At 45.2% G+C, this 16,771-nt stretch carries 16 protein-coding genes and 2 tRNA genes; 5 read left to right on the forward strand and 13 right to left on the reverse strand.

Annotated features, from left to right (window positions below):
• Positions 1-467: 467 nt before the first annotated feature.
• Together B3157_RS08600 and B3157_RS08605 are read left to right on the forward strand one after the other, a co-directional pair.
• Positions 468-1,475, forward strand: coding sequence for a glycosyltransferase (locus B3157_RS08600; protein WP_214059938.1), 1,008 nt, complete (start codon positions 468-470; stop codon positions 1,473-1,475).
• On the forward strand, positions 1,472-2,482 hold the full coding sequence (locus B3157_RS08605) for a lysylphosphatidylglycerol synthase transmembrane domain-containing protein (protein ID WP_214079273.1): 1,011 nt from the start codon (positions 1,472-1,474) through the stop codon (positions 2,480-2,482). The genes B3157_RS08600 and B3157_RS08605 overlap by 4 nt, the downstream gene beginning before the upstream one ends.
• On the opposite strand, the gene B3157_RS08610 is transcribed toward B3157_RS08605, so the two are convergent.
• Entirely contained in the window at positions 2,466-3,623 is a 1,158-nt protein-coding gene (locus tag B3157_RS08610; RefSeq protein ID WP_214059940.1) for a glycosyltransferase family 4 protein, read from the reverse strand. The genes B3157_RS08605 and B3157_RS08610 overlap by 17 nt on opposite strands.
• Positions 3,624-3,681: 58 nt before the next feature.
• Between B3157_RS08610 and B3157_RS08615 the strand changes: the two genes are divergently transcribed.
• Positions 3,682-3,756, forward strand: a tRNA-Gln gene (locus B3157_RS08615).
• 14 nt (positions 3,757-3,770) lie between these two features.
• Here B3157_RS08615 and B3157_RS08620 read toward each other — a convergent pair.
• The 7 genes from B3157_RS08620 to surE all read right to left on the reverse strand — a co-directional run bounded on the left by B3157_RS08620 (position 3,771) and on the right by surE (position 9,557).
• Complete coding sequence (locus tag B3157_RS08620; RefSeq protein ID WP_292590115.1) at positions 3,771-4,283, reverse strand: ComF family protein; 513 nt, start codon at positions 4,281-4,283, stop codon at positions 3,771-3,773.
• Between the two features lie 116 nt (positions 4,284-4,399).
• On the reverse strand, positions 4,400-6,952 hold the full coding sequence (locus B3157_RS08625; protein WP_292590116.1) for an ATP-dependent DNA helicase: 2,553 nt from the start codon (positions 6,950-6,952) through the stop codon (positions 4,400-4,402).
• Between the two features lie 44 nt (positions 6,953-6,996).
• Positions 6,997-7,085, reverse strand: a tRNA-Leu gene (locus B3157_RS08630).
• 67 nt (positions 7,086-7,152) lie between these two features.
• The gene (locus B3157_RS08635) at positions 7,153-7,368 is read right to left on the reverse strand and encodes a heavy-metal-associated domain-containing protein (RefSeq protein WP_214060156.1); all 216 of its coding nucleotides are present in this window, start codon (positions 7,366-7,368) and stop codon (positions 7,153-7,155) included.
• A gap of 2 nt (positions 7,369-7,370) precedes the next feature.
• The gene (gene fmt / locus B3157_RS08640; RefSeq protein WP_292590117.1) at positions 7,371-8,303 is read right to left on the reverse strand and encodes a methionyl-tRNA formyltransferase; all 933 of its coding nucleotides are present in this window, start codon (positions 8,301-8,303) and stop codon (positions 7,371-7,373) included.
• A 1-nt stretch (position 8,304) separates the two neighbouring features.
• The gene (gene def, locus B3157_RS08645) at positions 8,305-8,796 is read right to left on the reverse strand and encodes a peptide deformylase (RefSeq protein WP_292590118.1); all 492 of its coding nucleotides are present in this window, start codon (positions 8,794-8,796) and stop codon (positions 8,305-8,307) included.
• The gene (gene surE / locus B3157_RS08650) at positions 8,793-9,557 is read right to left on the reverse strand and encodes a 5'/3'-nucleotidase SurE (RefSeq protein WP_099830924.1); all 765 of its coding nucleotides are present in this window, start codon (positions 9,555-9,557) and stop codon (positions 8,793-8,795) included. Before surE ends, def begins: the two co-directional genes overlap by 4 nt.
• Before the next feature lie 96 nt (positions 9,558-9,653).
• On the opposite strand from surE, the gene B3157_RS08655 reads away from it, so the two are divergent.
• Positions 9,654-10,313, forward strand: coding sequence for an HD domain-containing protein (locus B3157_RS08655; protein WP_292590119.1), 660 nt, complete (start codon positions 9,654-9,656; stop codon positions 10,311-10,313).
• Between the two features lie 3 nt (positions 10,314-10,316).
• Here the strand turns inward: B3157_RS08655 and B3157_RS08660 are convergent, their stop codons facing one another.
• From B3157_RS08660 to B3157_RS08675, 4 genes are all read right to left on the reverse strand, one after another.
• A complete protein-coding gene (locus tag B3157_RS08660) occupies positions 10,317-10,595 on the reverse strand; it encodes an acylphosphatase (protein WP_292590120.1) in 279 nt (92 codons plus the stop codon).
• Complete coding sequence (locus tag B3157_RS08665; protein WP_099830921.1) at positions 10,585-11,226, reverse strand: lactate utilization protein; 642 nt, start codon at positions 11,224-11,226, stop codon at positions 10,585-10,587. The genes B3157_RS08660 and B3157_RS08665 overlap by 11 nt, the downstream gene beginning before the upstream one ends.
• Positions 11,227-11,294: 68 nt before the next feature.
• A complete protein-coding gene (locus B3157_RS08670) occupies positions 11,295-11,645 on the reverse strand; it encodes a hypothetical protein (RefSeq protein WP_099830920.1) in 351 nt (116 codons plus the stop codon).
• Positions 11,646-11,960: an SCP2 sterol-binding domain-containing protein gene (locus B3157_RS08675; RefSeq protein ID WP_099830919.1), complete on the reverse strand. Its 315-nt coding sequence runs from the start codon at positions 11,958-11,960 to the stop codon at positions 11,646-11,648. It lies immediately after the preceding gene.
• A gap of 90 nt (positions 11,961-12,050) precedes the next feature.
• Here B3157_RS08675 and B3157_RS08680 point away from each other — a divergent pair, with 90 nt between their 5' ends.
• Positions 12,051-14,300 (forward strand): TIM-barrel domain-containing protein, encoded by a 2,250-nt coding sequence (locus B3157_RS08680; RefSeq protein WP_292590122.1) that lies wholly within the window; start codon positions 12,051-12,053, stop codon positions 14,298-14,300.
• Here B3157_RS08680 and B3157_RS08685 read toward each other — a convergent pair.
• Positions 14,289-16,757 carry a hypothetical protein gene (locus B3157_RS08685; protein ID WP_292590123.1) on the reverse strand — a complete coding sequence of 823 codons (2,469 nt, stop codon included), beginning with the start codon at positions 16,755-16,757 and terminating at the stop codon, positions 14,289-14,291. The genes B3157_RS08680 and B3157_RS08685 overlap by 12 nt on opposite strands.
• Positions 16,758-16,771 lie beyond the last annotated feature (14 nt).

A 16,771-nucleotide genomic window follows, 5' to 3' on the forward strand; every position in this document is an offset into this window, starting at 1 on the left:
AGAATTACGAAGGCATCAACTGCTACAACTTATGCCTCCATAATACTCTATCTGCAACACGCATTAGTATACCTTAATGACTAGGTTCATAAACTCCATGCCTAATAAGCTTCAGAAGATCTTCTGTGTCTTATTTGTGAAGTGTGGTTCGCTTCTTCAATCGAGAAACAAATATGGATAGTTAAGACGAATGAGGAGACACGCCAGTTCTGTTAGGGAAACCCTATCCGTACTGAATGCAAAGGATATGCTAAATGCATCAAGATGGGGTAAAATAGTCGTTGAAGAGCGTCTCGCCGTTCTGGAAGTAGTTTCTCAATGTGCGGTTCTTAGTGGCTGAGAATAGGAAAGAGATCTCTTCGATTCAGGTTTCGAAACTACTTTCTGTAACAGAATCACTTCTAGCAGATGAGCATCTTTGGCGAAGCTACACTAACGATCAACATGGAGTTCTCCTGGAGGTAGAGATGAAGGTTCTGCTTTATTCCGAAGGCAAAAAGCTATTCAGCAAGTCGGGCGTGGGAATGGCTCTCAAACACCAGATGTCTGCTCTTGACAAGGTTGGCGTTGAGTACACAACGAATGAGGAAGACCGTTTTGATGTCGTTCACATCAACACGATCGGACCGGGAGCAGAGAGAGTTCTCAAGAAAGCAAAGAAAGCTCATATTCCCGTCATTTATCATACTCACACGACTTATGAGGATTTCAGAAACTCGTTCACTCTTTCAAATGTCATTGCTCCCTGGCTTAAAAAGAGGTTGATAAAGCTTTACTCATCGGCGGATTTTCTTATTTCCCCAACTGAGTATGCTAAGAAACTCATAATGAACTACGGCATAAATCTGCCGATTAAAGCCGTGTCCAACGGTGTTGACAACAAGAAGTTCAGCAGAAACAAGGCTTTGGCCGAGAAATTCCTGTCAGACAATGAAATTCGAAAACCATTGGTTTTGTCGGTGGGCCTTCCCTTCGAGAGAAAGGGCGTCATAGATTTCTGTCAGATCGCGGAGGCAAGGAAAGACCTTACCTTCTTCTGGTTTGGAGCTAAGATCAGCAGTCTATTACCCGCAAAGATAAGACGTCTTCTGAGAAATCCCCCGGACAATGTGAAGTTCCCTGGTTTTGTTCCTCAAGAGATGATTATTGGCCCCTACTCGGCCTGTGACGTGTTTCTATTTCCAAGCTACGAGGAAACTGAAGGCATCGTAGTCCTCGAAGCGCTCTCAACTGAAGCACCGATAGTACTTAGAGACATCCCGGTCTACAGCGACTGGATGAAGCACAATGAGAACTGTCTGAAAGCCAAGAGCAATGAAGAATTCATGCGACAGATCGATATATTGCTTGAGAGCAATAGTGTTAGGAAGAAGATTACATCTTGTGGGAAGGAGACCGCTCTTGAGAGGGATCTTTCGATTATCGGCCAGAAACTGAAGAGTATCTATCTTGAGGTACTTGACAAGAGACCATGAAGAGAACCACAAGGAACTTTTTGATCGCTATCTCGTTGAGCGTTCTGATTATAGTAATTGTCCTACTTGCTACCGACTTCAACAAATCGATCTCTTATCTTGCAAGTGCCAATCCCGGATGGCTCTTTCTTACTTTTTGTCTGACAGTTGGCACTTGGTTCTTTGAAGCAGTAACCCTTAAGACTTTTGCTTTGATGAGGAGCCTGACAATCCCTTTGACTTATCTTTTCAAGATCACGGTTATTGGAACCTTCTTCAATGGGATCACGCCCTTCTCCTCGGGAGGACAGCCCGCACAGATAGTTTTTATGCAAAGAAAGGGAATATCTGTTGGCGAGTCAACAGCAATGTTGGTCTCAAGGTTCCTGATTTACCAGTCAGTAATTACTGTTCTTGGAGCTGCTGCAATCATTAAGGCTTATCCCATAGTTGTGGGAAGGATTTCCAACTTGGCCGTTCTGTCGATTTTCGGTTTCGTACTCAACAGCTTCGTTTTTGCATTCTTGATTCTATTCTCCTTAAACCAAGGGTTCACGGAAAAGCTAATTCGCTTGATGATCAACTTGCTGAGCAGAATAAGGATCATAAAGGATAGAGATTCGATGATAGAGAAGGCTCTTAGAGAACTGCGTTTCTTCCACTCTTCAATGAAGTGTCTTATAGAAAGACCTGTTACACTTGTCATGGCATCATTGAGTACGCTGGCTCAGCTGATCTGCATGATATCAATTCCGTTTTTTGTTTCACTTTCGATCGGTACTCCTGTCAACTACCTTGAGATCACTTCCGTCCAACTGATACTCTTTCTTGTTGTCTCGCTTATTCCTACCCCGGGAGCAAGCGGTGTTTCTGAAGGCGGTTATGTTCTCTTCTTCAAATCCTTCTTTGGCGATGGGATAGGAGCCGCACTGCTTATTTGGAGATTCTTCAGCTACTACGCCAACATCATTTTCGGTGGAATGCTTTCGGCACACGAAATTGGGTTCAAATCTAAATCTCGTTTCTAATCACTCTCTGGTAAAGATTCAGCGTTCTCTCGACATTCGCTTCCGCTGAGAAGTCTTTAGAAATCTCAACAGAGCGCTTCGACATTCTCTCCATGAGGTCTCTATCTGTAAGCAGCTCAATCGCCGCAGTAGACAACTCTTCTTTTGAGGGGCACATAAACCCGTTCTCTCCATCTAGAACCATATTTGCAATGCTGTCATCCTTGAAGGCCACTACCGGCAGGCCGGATGCCATTGCTTCAAGCGTAACCAAGCCAAAGGTCTCCGTGTGAGAGGCAATCATGAACGCATCACTGCTCTTGTAGGCTAACGTAATCTCATCCGGCCACTTCAAGAAACCTGTGAAGTGAACCCTCTTGCCAACACCCAAGTTTCCTGCAAGTTCCTTCAGTTTGCCCTTTAGAGGTCCGTCTCCAACTAGCAGTAGATGGGAATCCGGCAGAGCTGTGTTGATCCTGGCGAAGTTCTCGATGAGTTTGTCTATACTCTTTTCTTCTCCCAGTCTGCCGACGAAGATCAGAACCTTCTCGTTCTCGCCGATCTTGTACTTGTTCCTAAACGATCTGATTTCATCAATATCGACTTCTTTCATGAAAGGGGCCAGGTCAACGCCATTTGGAATTACCTCTATATGAGACGAAACGCCGTAAGAGAGCAGCAGCTTCTTTATCTTGATCGAAGGTGCGATGACGGCTCTGTTCTTGTCGCAAAACCTTCTATCCTGACCTCTTATATATACTCTCAGAATAGGCTCCATAAAAGGGATATAGTGGACATACTCTTCCATCATCGTGTGATAGGTCGTGACACCAGGAATGTGAAGATTGGAAATCACCATACCAGACAGATATCCTACTATGAGAGACGTATGAGAGTGGACGATGTCTATGTCGAGACTCTTCACAATCTGAATGAGTTCTTTGAAGTTAGTTGGAAGGCCAATTCTATGTTGCTTCTCCCATGGAAATCTCAGCGAAGGGACACGGTAAACGTTCTCCTGAATGCCGGCCTCGGGGTGATCCACTGTGAAAATGTAGACATTGTGTCCTCTTTTCTGAAGATTTTCCTCAAGCATTCTGATCATGGTTACCACTCCGTTAACCTGAGGAGAATAAGTATCGCTGAACATCGCTATGTTCATCATATGCCTCCAAACGTCTTGACACCTATTGCCTTCTGCTTTATAATCTTTAACGTCTTGGGAGATCGTCCAATTGGTAGGACAGCGGACTCTGGATCCGCCGATGGAGGTTCGAGTCCTCCTCTCCCAGCCAGGGGCCGTGAGGCCCTATTTTTTTGCACTGGCAACTGCAAAGAAAACAATATCTTTTACTCCCCCTTCTCTAAGAACTCTAGCACATTGGCTGGCAGTTGCGCCAGAAGTAACAACGTCATCGAAAAGAATCACCGAATCGCATGACGGCTTCTTCTTGAGACGGAACTTGTCCTTCACATTATCAATTCTATCCTTCATTTTGAGAGTAGATTGAGGTACAGTCTTTCCCGATATTGAGAGTATGTTCTCAATCCTTATTTCCACCTTTTGGGAGAGAAATCGCAGTATTCCCAAGTTTGTGTCATAACCTCTCTTTACGAAAGCTTGAAGCGATGTTGGTACCGGAACAACAACGTTCGTTGCCGGGAGAAACGTATTCATCATCTCGAAGGTCATATTTGAAAAGAGACGGGCTATACCCGGTCTGTCTTCGAACTTGTAAGCGTGAATCAGCTCCCTCATCGGGCTTTCGTACTTCCAGTAAGAGAAGGCTGAATCAATGTATGGAAGTTCAAGTGGGGCCATAATCGGACCAGCCATCGAGTTTAAGCACTCGAAGCAAAGGTAATGACCTGGATCTATTTCCTTCTCGCAGGCGAGACAAGAGTTGGGAAAGAAGTGAGAGATGATAGACCTGATCATTAGATCCATCTCTCCCTCTTAAGCTTTCTTAGTTCTCTTAAGATCTTGCTGCTGCTTTCAGCCTGAATGTCTACTCCGGGAGGAAGAGAAGCCTGCAGTTTCCTAGAGTAAGCTCTTCTAGAATCGATTATCCTTTTGTCCAGCACAATCACAACCCCATGGTCACCCCTGGTTCTTATAAGTCTGCCGAGTCCCTGTCGGAAGGCCGTTATCATCTTTGGATAATAATACTTGTTCATACCTTCTACGAAACTCCTCTTCCCGTAATGTTTTATTCTAGCCTCAATTAGCGGTTCATCCGGTCTTTCAAAGGGGAGCTTGTATACAATCAGGAGTTTGAGCTGTTCACCAGGAAGATCTACACCCTCCCAGAATGCTCTGGCTCCGAATATCACGGACTTCTCTGAATTTACGTGGTCTGCAAGAATGGTTGTCGGACTGTCCTCCCTATCTTGAATGTGAATCACCATATCTCCAAGTCCGCCGGAGATTCTGGAAAGAGTCCCTTTCATGTCTTCGTAAGAAGTGAAAAGCACCATTGAACCACCACCTACTATCTTCAAGGCTTTGAGCGTTATATCCGCCGCACTTTCGAGATAGATTAGCGAATTCGGAAGATAGTCGGGCAGATCGGTCGGGACGAAGAACTTAAGCTGCTGCGTATAATCAAATGAAGTTCCGAGCCTAACCGCTTCATTGTTACTGCTTGTTCCAAGTATTCTTCTGGCGTAATTGAAGCCATCGCTACCCCTGCTGTAAACCCACAGAGTCGCAGAGATGAAAATCTTGACGCTTACATCGGGGAAGATTGATGCCATCAAGGTATCGTTTTCCACAGGTGAGGAAATTATGCTGAGGCTATCGAGGCGCCTTTCAAATCGGCTTACATAAACAACCCTCGACTCCTGAGAAGAAGTGATTCCCGCTATCTGTTTCATCCATTCCCTTGTTTCAGTGAGAATCCTGCTTACTTCAGCTTCTAAACCATCTATCTTTTCATTTCTTTCCTCTACATCATCCAGCATCTGCATCGTCTGGGTACCAATATATACGTGTGTCTGAAGAGTATCGGAAATTGCTACGAGCATAGATATTATCACTTCGAGTTCTCTTCCAGTGAATGTAGTTCGGTTTCCGGATTCAGAACTGCCTGTAACCCTGACAAGCTCTGTGATCTGTTTGTCCAGACTAGCGGTTGCTTCTTTGAGCTTTGTCCACAGTCTTCTCAAAAAATCCTCGTCAAAGTGCCTCTTCAGAAATCCAAAGGAATTCCTAACTGCCTTTATGAGTCTTCTCACAGTACCGGCCAGCTCGTACGGCTGAAAGCGGTAGCTCATGGCCTGTGTCAATGAAGCCTCGAGCTCATGTGCCTCATCCACAACGAGATATTTGAATCCCGGGAGAAGAGTTCCGATATCTTCTCGCTCTTCGGCGTCTCCGTCGGAAAGTCTTATGTTTGCTTCGCTAAAGAGGAAGGAGTGATTCGTGATAACTATGTCGGAGCATTTCGCGTTTTCTCTCTGGACGTAATAAGGACAGATCTCGAAGAAAGGGCAGAGTCGTCTCGTGCAGTCGAATCTGTTTCCAGAAATCATTCTTCTCATCTCTTCTTTCAACGGAAGCGTGTCGAGATCTCCCTCGCAAGTTATCATAGACCAGATGAGTATTCCTGAAAGTTCCTTTGACATCTCTTCATCCAACATCTTGTTGAGAGCGAGGGTCACGACCTCAAAAAGCTTTCTGACACAAAGATATCTTTCTCTCCCCTTCATTACCGAAACACGCAGATCATCAAGGTTAGGAAAGGTCCTCAGCACCTCCACATCTTTCTTAAAGAGCTGATCTTGAAGGATTCTTGTTCTTGTAGAGACAACTGCCTGATTCATAGTCGAGATACAGGCGTATGCAATCGGTGCCAGGTATGCTATACTCTTTCCGGTTCCAGTACCGACCTCGATCATTAGATTGCCGTCTCTTTCAATTGACTCTGCGATTTCAAGAGCCGTCATGAACTGCTCTTGTCTGAATTCGTATCCCTTCATTGAATCCTGTAGGAGCCCACCCTCACTGAAAACCAGTTTTACGGTCTTCTGAAGATTGATCCTGGGATTGCCCCTTTCTCTTCTTTCATTCCTCTTGAGAGCGGAAAGCACATAATCCTCCCACGGATCTAGAAACTCGCTTTCCCTAAGTGCAAGAAGAAGGAAGTTCCTCAGCCCACCGTTTTCCACGGTCTTCTCAACTATCGATGAGAGCCCTGCTGGCATTTTCTTAAGAGCCTTTCTGTACTGAAGAATCCGAGTCCCGAGATCCTTAGACTCCGACTGAAAAAGAAAGCTTCTCAGATATCCTTCATCGATAGCTATCTTCTGGAGATACTCACTGTCCAACGACCCATCCACAAAAAGACAGTCTTCACCTCTCTCCGAAAAGAACGAAGGAAGGTCTTCGATATTCATTGAGACGAATGGAGAGTTCTGAGAAATCCGTCTCAAGCTAATTTTTGTTTTTGCGTTCCGTTTGAAAATATTACCTAGCAGAATCTCTCCCAAGAAGCACCTCAAAATAAAAAAACCGGGCTATGAACCCGGTTCAGTGGTGCCGAGGGCGGGACTTGAACCCGCATAGGCTAAACTGCCCACATGGACCTCAACCATGCGTGTCTGCCAATTCCACCACCTCGGCAACGTCACACGTCAGAAATTATAACTTGACCGGATTCCTTTGTCAAGAAGGAAAGTGCGAGAATGGTTTATATAAGCATATCAAAACCGAGTTTGGACAGTTCTTCCTGAATTATATATCTGTCAACGATTGCATTCTCGTATTCAACTTCTATCACTCCGCTGGCAACATCTGCCTGAGCCTTAACTATGCCGTCGAGCGACCTTAGTCTCGCAACTATTCTAGCAGCACCATCTTCAGTGATCTCGTTTCTGATCTGAAATAACCTCATTACCCTGGGCATTTTTATCCCCCCAAAATCATCCCATCGTGAATTAACCGACCACTTACAGCATCCTTGGGTCTCATCGGTTTCTTCCCGGGTAACTGCACTAACGATATAATAACATTTCCAGTGCCACAGCTAATAACCATTCCACGGTCATCAATTTCCACAATTTCGCCGATTCTACGGCCTTTCCCATAGAAGTCAATTACTGAAGCCCCATACAACTTTATCGGTTTACCTTCAAGCTCTGCTCTTGCTCCCGGACGGGGGTCGTAAGCTCTTATCTTATTCACTACCCTCACAGGATCAGAGAAATCTGTGATGACGAGATCCGAAGATTGGATTTTAGGTGCGTTCGAAAACTCTCCTTGCTGTGGAGAAAGCTTCAGCTTTCCCTCGTTTACGATTCTCAAAAAGTCCAGCAATGTTTCTGTACCAAGCTTTTCAAGCTTCGTGTAAAGCGTTCCTAAAGTGTCCGACGATTCTATTTCGATTTCTCTTTTGAGAGCAATCTCACCAGTATCCATTCCTTCATCAATCTTGAATATCGTTATTCCCGTCTTTGTCTCTCCACTTTCTATTGCTCGCTGAATCGGGGCTGCACCTCTATATTTGGGCAGAAGAGAAGCATGAACGTTGAAACAACCGATGGTTGGAAGGTTTATAACACCCGACTTAAGAAGTTTTCCAAATGCCACAACAACGATAATATCTGGAGATAGCTCCAAAAGTTTTTCGAACCCTTCATCAGAATTGATCTTTTCAGGCTGAAAAACTGGTATTCCGTAGCTAGTGGCGACTGTCTTCACCGGGGTGGGTTCTACTCTCCGCCCTCTCCCCTTAGGCCTGTCAGGCTGTGAAAAGACTCCTGCCACGTTGTTCCCCGATTCTACAATCGCCTTGAGATGAGCAGCCGCAAATTCGGGAGTTCCCATGAATACGATCTTCATTTTATCTTATGCTTTCCTTAATTATCTGATTCAATTTTGGTTTCAGCACCGCTCTTTTTGATGAGGAAAGATAATCAACGAATAGCACTCCTTCAAGATGATCGCTCTCGTGCTGCACTATTCTCGCAGGATAGTCCGTCAAATCCTCTTCGTGGTGCCGGCCATATTCATCCTGATAATGTATTCGAACTGCAGACGGCCTGATGATATCGGCGTAAATTCCGGGTATGCTGAGGCAACCCTCTTCCATCCTTACTGTCTCATCACTCTTGGAAATAATCTCTGGATTAATTACTACCCTCAACCCGTCTCCGGGGTCGTAAACAAAAATCCTCCGGGACACAGCCACTTGCGGTGCTGCGAGGCCCACGCCGTCCTCAACGTACATCGTCTTGCTCAACTCTTTCACGAACGCTCTGAGATCATCGTCGAAAACTTTGACACTCTCGGAAACATTTCGAAGTATGGGGTTTCCTATATAAATCACTTTCATTCCGACCACCCTTCCGAAATCTCCTTCAGTTCCTCAAAATACTCTTTATCGGTCATAATGGCATGGAGAGGGGTTATCGATACGAAGTTGGATTTAACTGCGTTGAAATCACAATCAGTAGAACATTCATCTTCAACTACCTCTCCGAATATCCAGTAGTAGTTGTTCCCATAAGGGTCCTTTCTCTTTTCAAAATAATCCTTGTATCTTCTTCTGCTCTGTCTGGTCACTTTCCAACCCTTCAGTTCCTCGTACTTGACTGAAGGAACATTTATATTTAGAGCCGTGAAGTCCGGCATCTTACTGACATCGTAGATTTTGAGAAAATTGACCATGAATCTGGCTGCGGTTTCATACTCGGGATTACTCCAGTCACTGCTTGAGACCGCAATCGATGGGGTATCAGTTACTGCGCCCTCTAGAGCACCTGAGACTGTTCCGGAATAAAGAACATCTATTCCCATATTCTGCCCTTTGTTCACCCCGCTTATCACAAGATCTATCTTCCTATCCGAAATCGCAAGTAATCCGAGCTTTACGCAATCAGCCGGAGTACCATTAATTGCATAGCCGATGTTTTTATTACCAACTTTGACTTCCTTGGCCCACAGCGGAGTTCTGATTGTTATTGCGTGTCCAGTCGCGCTTCTTTCGACATCGGGTGCAACTACAAGGACTTCATGCTCTTCAGAAAGCGTTTCGGCAAGCAAAATAATCCCGGGCGACATGATTCCATCATCGTTTGTAACGAGGATATTCAATATTCGTGCCTCCTTTCACCTATTCATACAAATCATCTTGTATACTTATTTTACATTATGCATCTAGACTTTTCTTTTTTACTCAAGGAGAGAAATATGAATCTTACAGAGCTGATGGACTGCATTCCACACTTGCGAGAAATCCTCCACATCGTTAGGGAAGCCTTTGAAGACTACGATGACCCTGCTCATGATATTTCCCACACTTTCAGGGTAACGGAGAATGCGAGCGAAATTGCTTCTCGGGAGAGGTGTGACCTTCAAAAGGCAGTCATCGCCGCACTCCTTCATGACATTAAGCGGCCTCAAGAAGCTCTAACCGGCATCGATCATGCAGAATCCGGCGCGGAATATGCTTTAGGACTTCTACCGACCATGGAATTCAACTTTTCGTTTATCTCGGAAGTCTCGCAGGCGATTAGATCGCACAGATACTCCGGCGGTTTAACACCTACCAGTGTGACGGGAAAGATCCTCCAGGATGCGGACAGACTAGACGCTATAGGTGCAGTGGCCATAGCAAGGGTCGTTGCCTATTCCGGAAAGGTCGGAACTCCTCTTCACTCTCTCCAATTCGGTCCGTGCAACTCTTATAGCGGCAATTCGCGTAGTTCTATCAATCATTTTCACGAGAAGATACTTAAGATAAGACCGGAAACTTTCTGGACGGGAACTGCAAGAAAAATGGCTGAGGACCGCTACAGTTTCGTTGTGGAGTTTGTGAAGAGGTTCCTAGCAGAATGGGGACAAATCTAAACCTCAGTACCTAATTTCGAAGTTATTGAACGGCTTGAATGGGAGCTCTTCAATTTCTGTCTTTGTAATGCTGGCATAGGATGGACCCCTATCTATTCTTTCAACGAAAGCATCGATTTCCTCATCACATCCGGAACAAACGATCTCCACACTTCCATCGGGCTCGTTCCTCACAAAACCCGTCACCCCAAGAGACGTGGCGGTGTGAAGGGCAAAGTACCTGAAACCAACGCCCTGCACACGCCCAAAGACTCTTATCATGAGAGTTTTCTTACAGGCCAAGCTCTTCACCTACAAGAACGATCGTGTAGCGCCATGGTCTTCTTCTCGAATCGATTATTATCGAGTACGTTTCACATATTCTTTCTTCGCTGCTGCAGTCGGAGCAAAATCCGGTTGTCACGCAGGGAGTATGCAAGTTCAGCCTCTTTGCATTCATCGGTGCTATCGACTTGATCCTCTTGATGCCTGCATCCAGATCGTTCACGACTTTATTAATTCCGGCGACAAAAATCACCTTCTCGGGGCCGAACGTTACTGCAGCGGCCCTGTTGCCGCTCCCATCCAGCAGTAGAATCTCTCCATTCTCTGTGATGGCATTCGCGCTACATAGATAATAGTCGGACTCAAATGCCTTGATCATGATCTCCCTTTTCTCTCTATCTTCGGAAACCGAGTCTCTGTCAAGAAATTCATATTTCCCCGACCTCAACAAATCCATTACTCCAGACTCCTGAAGCGTCACCGATCCGCCTGAACTAACGGTAGCTCCATCGGGAATCAGCTTATGAACTTCTTCGACCACCATTTCTATATCTGGGAGGTAAATCACCCTCACGGATTTGCTTTCAAAGACTTCTATGAGTTTCTGCGCCAGTTTTTCATTCTTCCATCGTCTAAGACTGTTCCTCATCACGAACTCCCTTCTTTGAGAGAAATCTGCCTTTAGTCAGCTCTCCGCAGTAATAATTCGAATTTCCTCTAGAATGTAATGATCTCGGCTCCACGCTCCACATATGGTGCCAGCGGAACGTGGTTCCTCATGTCCCCATTCAGGGGGAGACCCTCTTTCTCTACTATGTCAAGGACGCCCATCATTTTCGAACAACCATAACATACGGCCTTTATAAGGCCCCTTTTCTTCGCTTCAATGTAAATCTCATGAACAGGATCCTTTTCATGTGTAATCTCTTTCATGAGACGGGGAGATTCTCCCTCCATTACGACAGATACGGCAAATCCCTTTTCCGACATGTCAAGTGCATTCAGCAAAGCATGAAGAAAACAAGATTTCTTCCCTTCAAAAGCCAATATCAGTACTTCATGTGCCATTCATCCACCTCCAAGCAGTTTGTTAAGCTTCATCGCAAAGGCCAGATCGCCCGATACCCTTAAACTTCCAGTCATGAAAGCTGTCAGAGGATTCACAACTCCTTCAATCAGTCCTTCAAAGGTCGCGAAATCTGTGCGTATTGAGCAATCCGAAGGTCGTTCTTCTTCAAAAACCTCTAGCCTGCCATCGCAGATCTCGACAGTGAATCTCTGTGGATCACCTCCTTCGATAAAGAACGAGAATTTTCCAGTAATCTCCGAAAGCATCTCAGCTTCCAATCCCTTGATCTTCTCAATAGCTTTCCTGACTGTCATCAATCTACCTCCTCGCTTCTGCTTTACATACAAAGTCTAACATTTTGTTGTACAATGAGATCAAAATTTCTTATAAATGGAGGCGCTGCTTTGAGGAAACGATTCTTTCGCTATTTCGATTCAGTAATCAAAATGGAAGTTGAAAGAGAGGGAAAGACGAAGTTCGAAACTGATTCGGTATTGACCGCGCCTGCAGAAGAACTGGACAGCGACGTGGCAAATCATCTCTTCCAAGGGTTGAGGCTGCACGGGCTAGAAGGATCCTCATCGCAGGACTTCAACGAGATGGAGATTGTAGAAACGACAGATGGATTCAGTATTAAAATCGAACTACATGACGACCAGGCAGTTCTTGGACTCGGACAATCGATCGGCCCTCTCAACAAAAGGGGCGCAGTTTATGAGATGTACAATACCGATGAACCTGATCATTCTCCCTCAAAGAAAAGGCTTTACTCAACGCTTCCAGTATTCTATATAGCTTCAGCCAGGAGACAGATCGGCTTCTTTCTAGATCACCCGGGATACTCCAGATTCGACGTAGGCTTCGAAACGCGAGACAGGCTGAAAATCGATATAGAAGGCGATGGTTTTAGTCTTTTCATGTTCTTTGAGAGCCCACATGAGACTATAAGAGACCTATTCAGACTAACCGGGAACCCTTTGTTCTTACCCGCCTGGGCTTTGGGTTATCATCAGTCAAGATGGTCGTATGGAGATGAGAAATCCGTTATTGAAATCGCGGAAAATCTCAGGAACAAAAAGATACCATGCGACGCAATACATCTGGATATTGACTACATGGACAGTTATAAGGTATTCACTTGGGATGAGAATAGCTTCCCCAATCCGTCGTCAATGATAGAACGACTATCTAATATGGGCATTAAGATCATTTCAATAGTAGATCCGGGTGTTAAGGCAGTTGAAAACTACGACATCTATGAGGATGGCCTCAAGGGTGACTTCTTCTGCAAGAAGGAAGATGGTACCCCCTTTAGACCTGCAGTCTGGCCTGGAGAATCCAGACTCCCGGACTTCCTGAACTCTGCTACGAGAAATTGGTGGGGAGAACATTATGACAGGCTCTTGAAGGACGGAGTCTCTGGCTTCTGGAACGACATGAATGAGCCCTCGATTTTCTACACACCTGAATTGCTCAAAGAGCTACAACAGCTTGCAACCGAAATAGATGACAATGGAATTGAAACGGAATTCCTTTTTGCGAGGATTGCCTCAAAGAAGAAGTACTACGACTACGGGAAGGATTTTGTTCAGACTGATGATAATGGGATCGCTCACTTGCATAGAAAGGTACGAAACATCTATGGGTTCAATATGGCTCGAGCAGCATTCGAGGGAATAAGGAAAAGCAGGCCCGATTCAAGACCCTTCATTATCACTAGATCGTCATATCCCGGCATTCAAAGATACGCGATCCTTTGGACGGGCGATAACGAGAGTAGTTGGGAACAGCTGCTAAGCGAAATCAGGCTAATCCAATCCATTTCGCTTGCAGGAGTAAGCTTTGTTGGTTGCGATGTGGGCGGCTTTGGCGGCGATTGTAGCGGAGAGCTGCTTGTACGATGGACTCAACTGGGGGCCTTTCTTCCCTTCTTCAGGAATCACAGTGCCATTGGAACGAGGAGACAGGAACCTTGGGCCTTCGACAGCGAGGTGGAGAGGCTCATTAAGAAGGCAATAGAGCTTCGTTACTCATTGCTTCCCTATTTCTACACAATTCATAAGCAGTCAGCCGACGGAAAAATTACAATGATTAGACCCCTCCCGATTGTCTGGCCCAAAGACAGGGAAACTTATAACGCCGACGATCAGTTCATGATAGGTCCGTCTATCATGGTTGCTCCCATTTACCAGAGGAATTCAAAGGGTAGGCACGTTTATCTTCCAGAAGGAGAATGGCTAGATCTTAACACGAAGAGAGCATTCGCTTCAGGCCATGTCTGGACAGAGGCTCCTTTAGATACCATTCCCTATTTCTTGAAGGAGGACTCCTTGGTCGTTACTACCTGCAGCTCTCAATTTGTTGAGAGCGGATCCTGGGGAGATCTTCGAATCATAGGTTTTGTTAAGAATTATGCGGAGTTTGAACTGTATGAAGACGACGGAATTAGCAACGCTCACGAAACCGGCGAATATTCTTTGAAGAAAATAGTTGTGCGCAGTTGTACAGATGGAATTAGAATTGAAGTTCTACCCAAAACAGGTAGCTTCAAATGCAGAGAGAGATCATTGACATTCGAAGTTCACAACGGAGAAAGGCTGTACACTGTGAGCGTGCAGGATTCTCCTGAGGGTTGTGAAGTTCTAGTAAAGTAGTGCGAAATCTATGTAGGGCAGGAGTCTCATGCTTTCAAGCATGATTCCTGCTTTTATTTTCATTGGGTAAGCTGCGTAAAGGTAGACCGTCTCAAACTTATATATAGCCAGTCTCCAGGAAAAGCTCCTTCCTATCAACGTATCGATCTTCGCTCCAATTCCTTCCTCAGAAAGGTGAACAAGATTAATAAGATTGAACCCTCTCCTCGAAATAGTGTAGTCAGACGAGATTGAAAGGCCAACGACTATGTTGGAATCGTCCCTGAAATCCCATAGCTCAACCGGTACTAGAGATGGATCTTCTCCGAAAGTCACCCTAGAAAAGATAGCTGAATCTAATGCAAATCCGTTTTTCTTCCAGTCAAAATCGACTCTTATCCCCACGTCCACAAGATTTGAAGTTGCCGTCTGCGTATCCCTAACGGCAATATTCGTCTTCAGTGATGCCTGACCCCCGTAAAGCACAGATGAATCCTGAAGAACAACGTTAATTGATCCCGAGACTTGCAGGGGATAATTGAGCTCGGCCTTCCAGCCGAAAGCAAGTTTGGGATTAATGACATACTGACGATAAGCCTCCAAAGAAGCTTCGACATTGAGATCCGAAAACTCGAACGAAAGGGTGAAATCAACGGGCGTGTAGTCAATACTACACAGTTCGAGGTGGAGGCTCGGAAGCATTGTCCCAAAGTCGAAAGATCCACCGGCAATCAGATGGTTGTGAAATGTAAGATCGGAAAAAAGCAAAGACAGACCCTTGTAAGGAATGGGAGACACAAATCTCCAACTTGTGAAACCTTCGTATTTCTCGCCTTCTAATGGCTCAGGAACTCGCATCTCAACACTCGTTTCCTTGAGCTTGAACTCAGTGGTCTTTGATTCAACTGAGTACAACAACTTGTTTCCCTTGACCTGACCGACAGCCACAATTCCTTCTCTTGTTCTGGCAGGATCTCTGACGTACCTGGGAAAGGTGGCAAGACTTGTCATCTCGCCTTCAGATGTGACAAGATAAACACTGCTGCCAAATCCGTTCTCCACCGAAATAAGAAATCCGCCTGAAGTCCAGCTTCCAAGTGAGAAGTCCTTATCGATTTTGTACATTAAAGGGGCATCGAAACCCGATGAGTAGAATGCAATATACTTGTTTCCGCGCATATTGACTCTGAACGCTACGAGCGCACCATCTTGAGATGCTCTGACGCTAGTGATCTGCATTTCCGGGTCTATTGCCGCGAATATCGTCGTCACCCTTTCATTTCGAAGTGAGAGGATTTCCACAGACATAGTCCCCAAACTATTCCTCAGAATTGCTAGACGATCTTTTCCGGCGAAATCGATTCCGACAAGGTGGGAGTACTTCGTTCGCTCAAGCCTTCCTTCCCTGAAGAAGTAAAGCCTTGTTTCGGAGACTTCCTTCTCAAAAAGCAACAATGCAATTTCATTCTCAAAAACAGCGAAATCAATGATCTCCATGCTGGTTCTGAGAATTTCGGTGTCTTCCCTATATAGCGTGTAGTATCTTTGCTCTCTATCAAACCCAATATAATACAGTCTATTCGCGTAGGTCTTTGATCTGTAGTGACTGACAAATTCCCCGATATCCGAAGAGAGTCTGTGGATAGATGGAGTCTCTACTCCTTTCCACTTTTCCGATTCAAAATCGATAAACTCCGCCTTTAGCTCCTGATAGCTTTTACCATATACTCTCTCAAAAGAAAAATCAATTCCGGCAAATCCAAGAATCCCCGACTTTATCCTGACCAATTCCTGAATGCTTTCAAAGCCATAGGTCTCATATAGAAATGTCAGGAACGCATAGCCGTAATTGTAATAGGCCTCTCCCCCGATGCCGCTGTGACCGGATACTACGGTCTCCTCGAGAAAGGGGTCCTCTCTGTCAAGTTGATCCCAAAGAAAAGGCAAGCGTCTGTAATCGTACTCATAAAGGTCTCCAATAAGTTCGCTCCCTAACTGCGCAAAGCCTTCGGTGAACCACATGGGCTGAAGGGCGTTAGGAAGGTAAAGTCTTGAGAAATAGTTTCTCAGAAAGTTTCCAACTTGAGTTGTTGCGGTCATCTGAAAAAGATGACTAAGTTCGTGAGCGATCACTTCTTCCAACCAGAAGCCGTCATTTCTGTAGGGATAGTCGAGACCGATCGTCATTATGTAGATTGATTCCATGACTGGATTTGCCAGACCGTTTGACCGATCCTCATAGCCTCCGATCAATATGGAGATCTTGTCTCTGAAAGGGTTTCCGAACAATTCACTCAAGCCAAGGAAGGTATTTTCTGCAATCTCTTCAATTTGGGAAACCGAACCGGCCACTTCGTTATGGTATATATAAACAAAGTGCTCTGATTCATGCTTCAACCAGTCCAGATCTCTGAATGAATATCCACTTACGATGACCGAAATCAGCAGAACAAAAAACAGAATATATCTTCTGAACAAAACAACACCGCCTT

Origin of the sequence: Mesotoga sp. UBA5557 (assembly GCF_002425715.1) — a bacterium.
Classification (GTDB): Bacteria; Thermotogota; Thermotogae; order Petrotogales; family Kosmotogaceae; genus Mesotoga.

Bases quoted from the DNA above. Each gene is read 5' to 3' on its own strand.
- B3157_RS08665 (WP_099830921.1), bottom strand. From the start codon at position 11,226: ATGAGGAACAGTCTTAGACGATGGAAGAATGAAAAACTGGCGCAGAAA.
- B3157_RS08670 (WP_099830920.1), bottom strand. From the start codon at position 11,645: ATGGCACATGAAGTACTGATATTGGCTTTTGAAGGGAAGAAATCTTGT.
- B3157_RS08655 (WP_292590119.1), top strand. From the start codon at position 9,654: ATGAATCTTACAGAGCTGATGGACTGCATTCCACACTTGCGAGAAATC.
- B3157_RS08620 (WP_292590115.1), bottom strand. From the start codon at position 4,283: ATGGCCCCACTTGAACTTCCATACATTGATTCAGCCTTCTCTTACTGG.
- B3157_RS08600 (WP_214059938.1), top strand. From the start codon at position 468: ATGAAGGTTCTGCTTTATTCCGAAGGCAAAAAGCTATTCAGCAAGTCG.
- B3157_RS08635 (WP_214060156.1), bottom strand. From the start codon at position 7,368: ATGCCCAGGGTAATGAGGTTATTTCAGATCAGAAACGAGATCACTGAA.
- B3157_RS08610 (WP_214059940.1), bottom strand. From the start codon at position 3,623: ATGAACATAGCGATGTTCAGCGATACTTATTCTCCTCAGGTTAACGGA.
- def (WP_292590118.1), bottom strand. From the start codon at position 8,796: ATGAAAGTGATTTATATAGGAAACCCCATACTTCGAAATGTTTCCGAG.
- B3157_RS08605 (WP_214079273.1), top strand. From the start codon at position 1,472: ATGAAGAGAACCACAAGGAACTTTTTGATCGCTATCTCGTTGAGCGTT.
- B3157_RS08675 (WP_099830919.1), bottom strand. From the start codon at position 11,960: ATGACAGTCAGGAAAGCTATTGAGAAGATCAAGGGATTGGAAGCTGAG.
- fmt (WP_292590117.1), bottom strand. From the start codon at position 8,303: ATGAAGATCGTATTCATGGGAACTCCCGAATTTGCGGCTGCTCATCTC.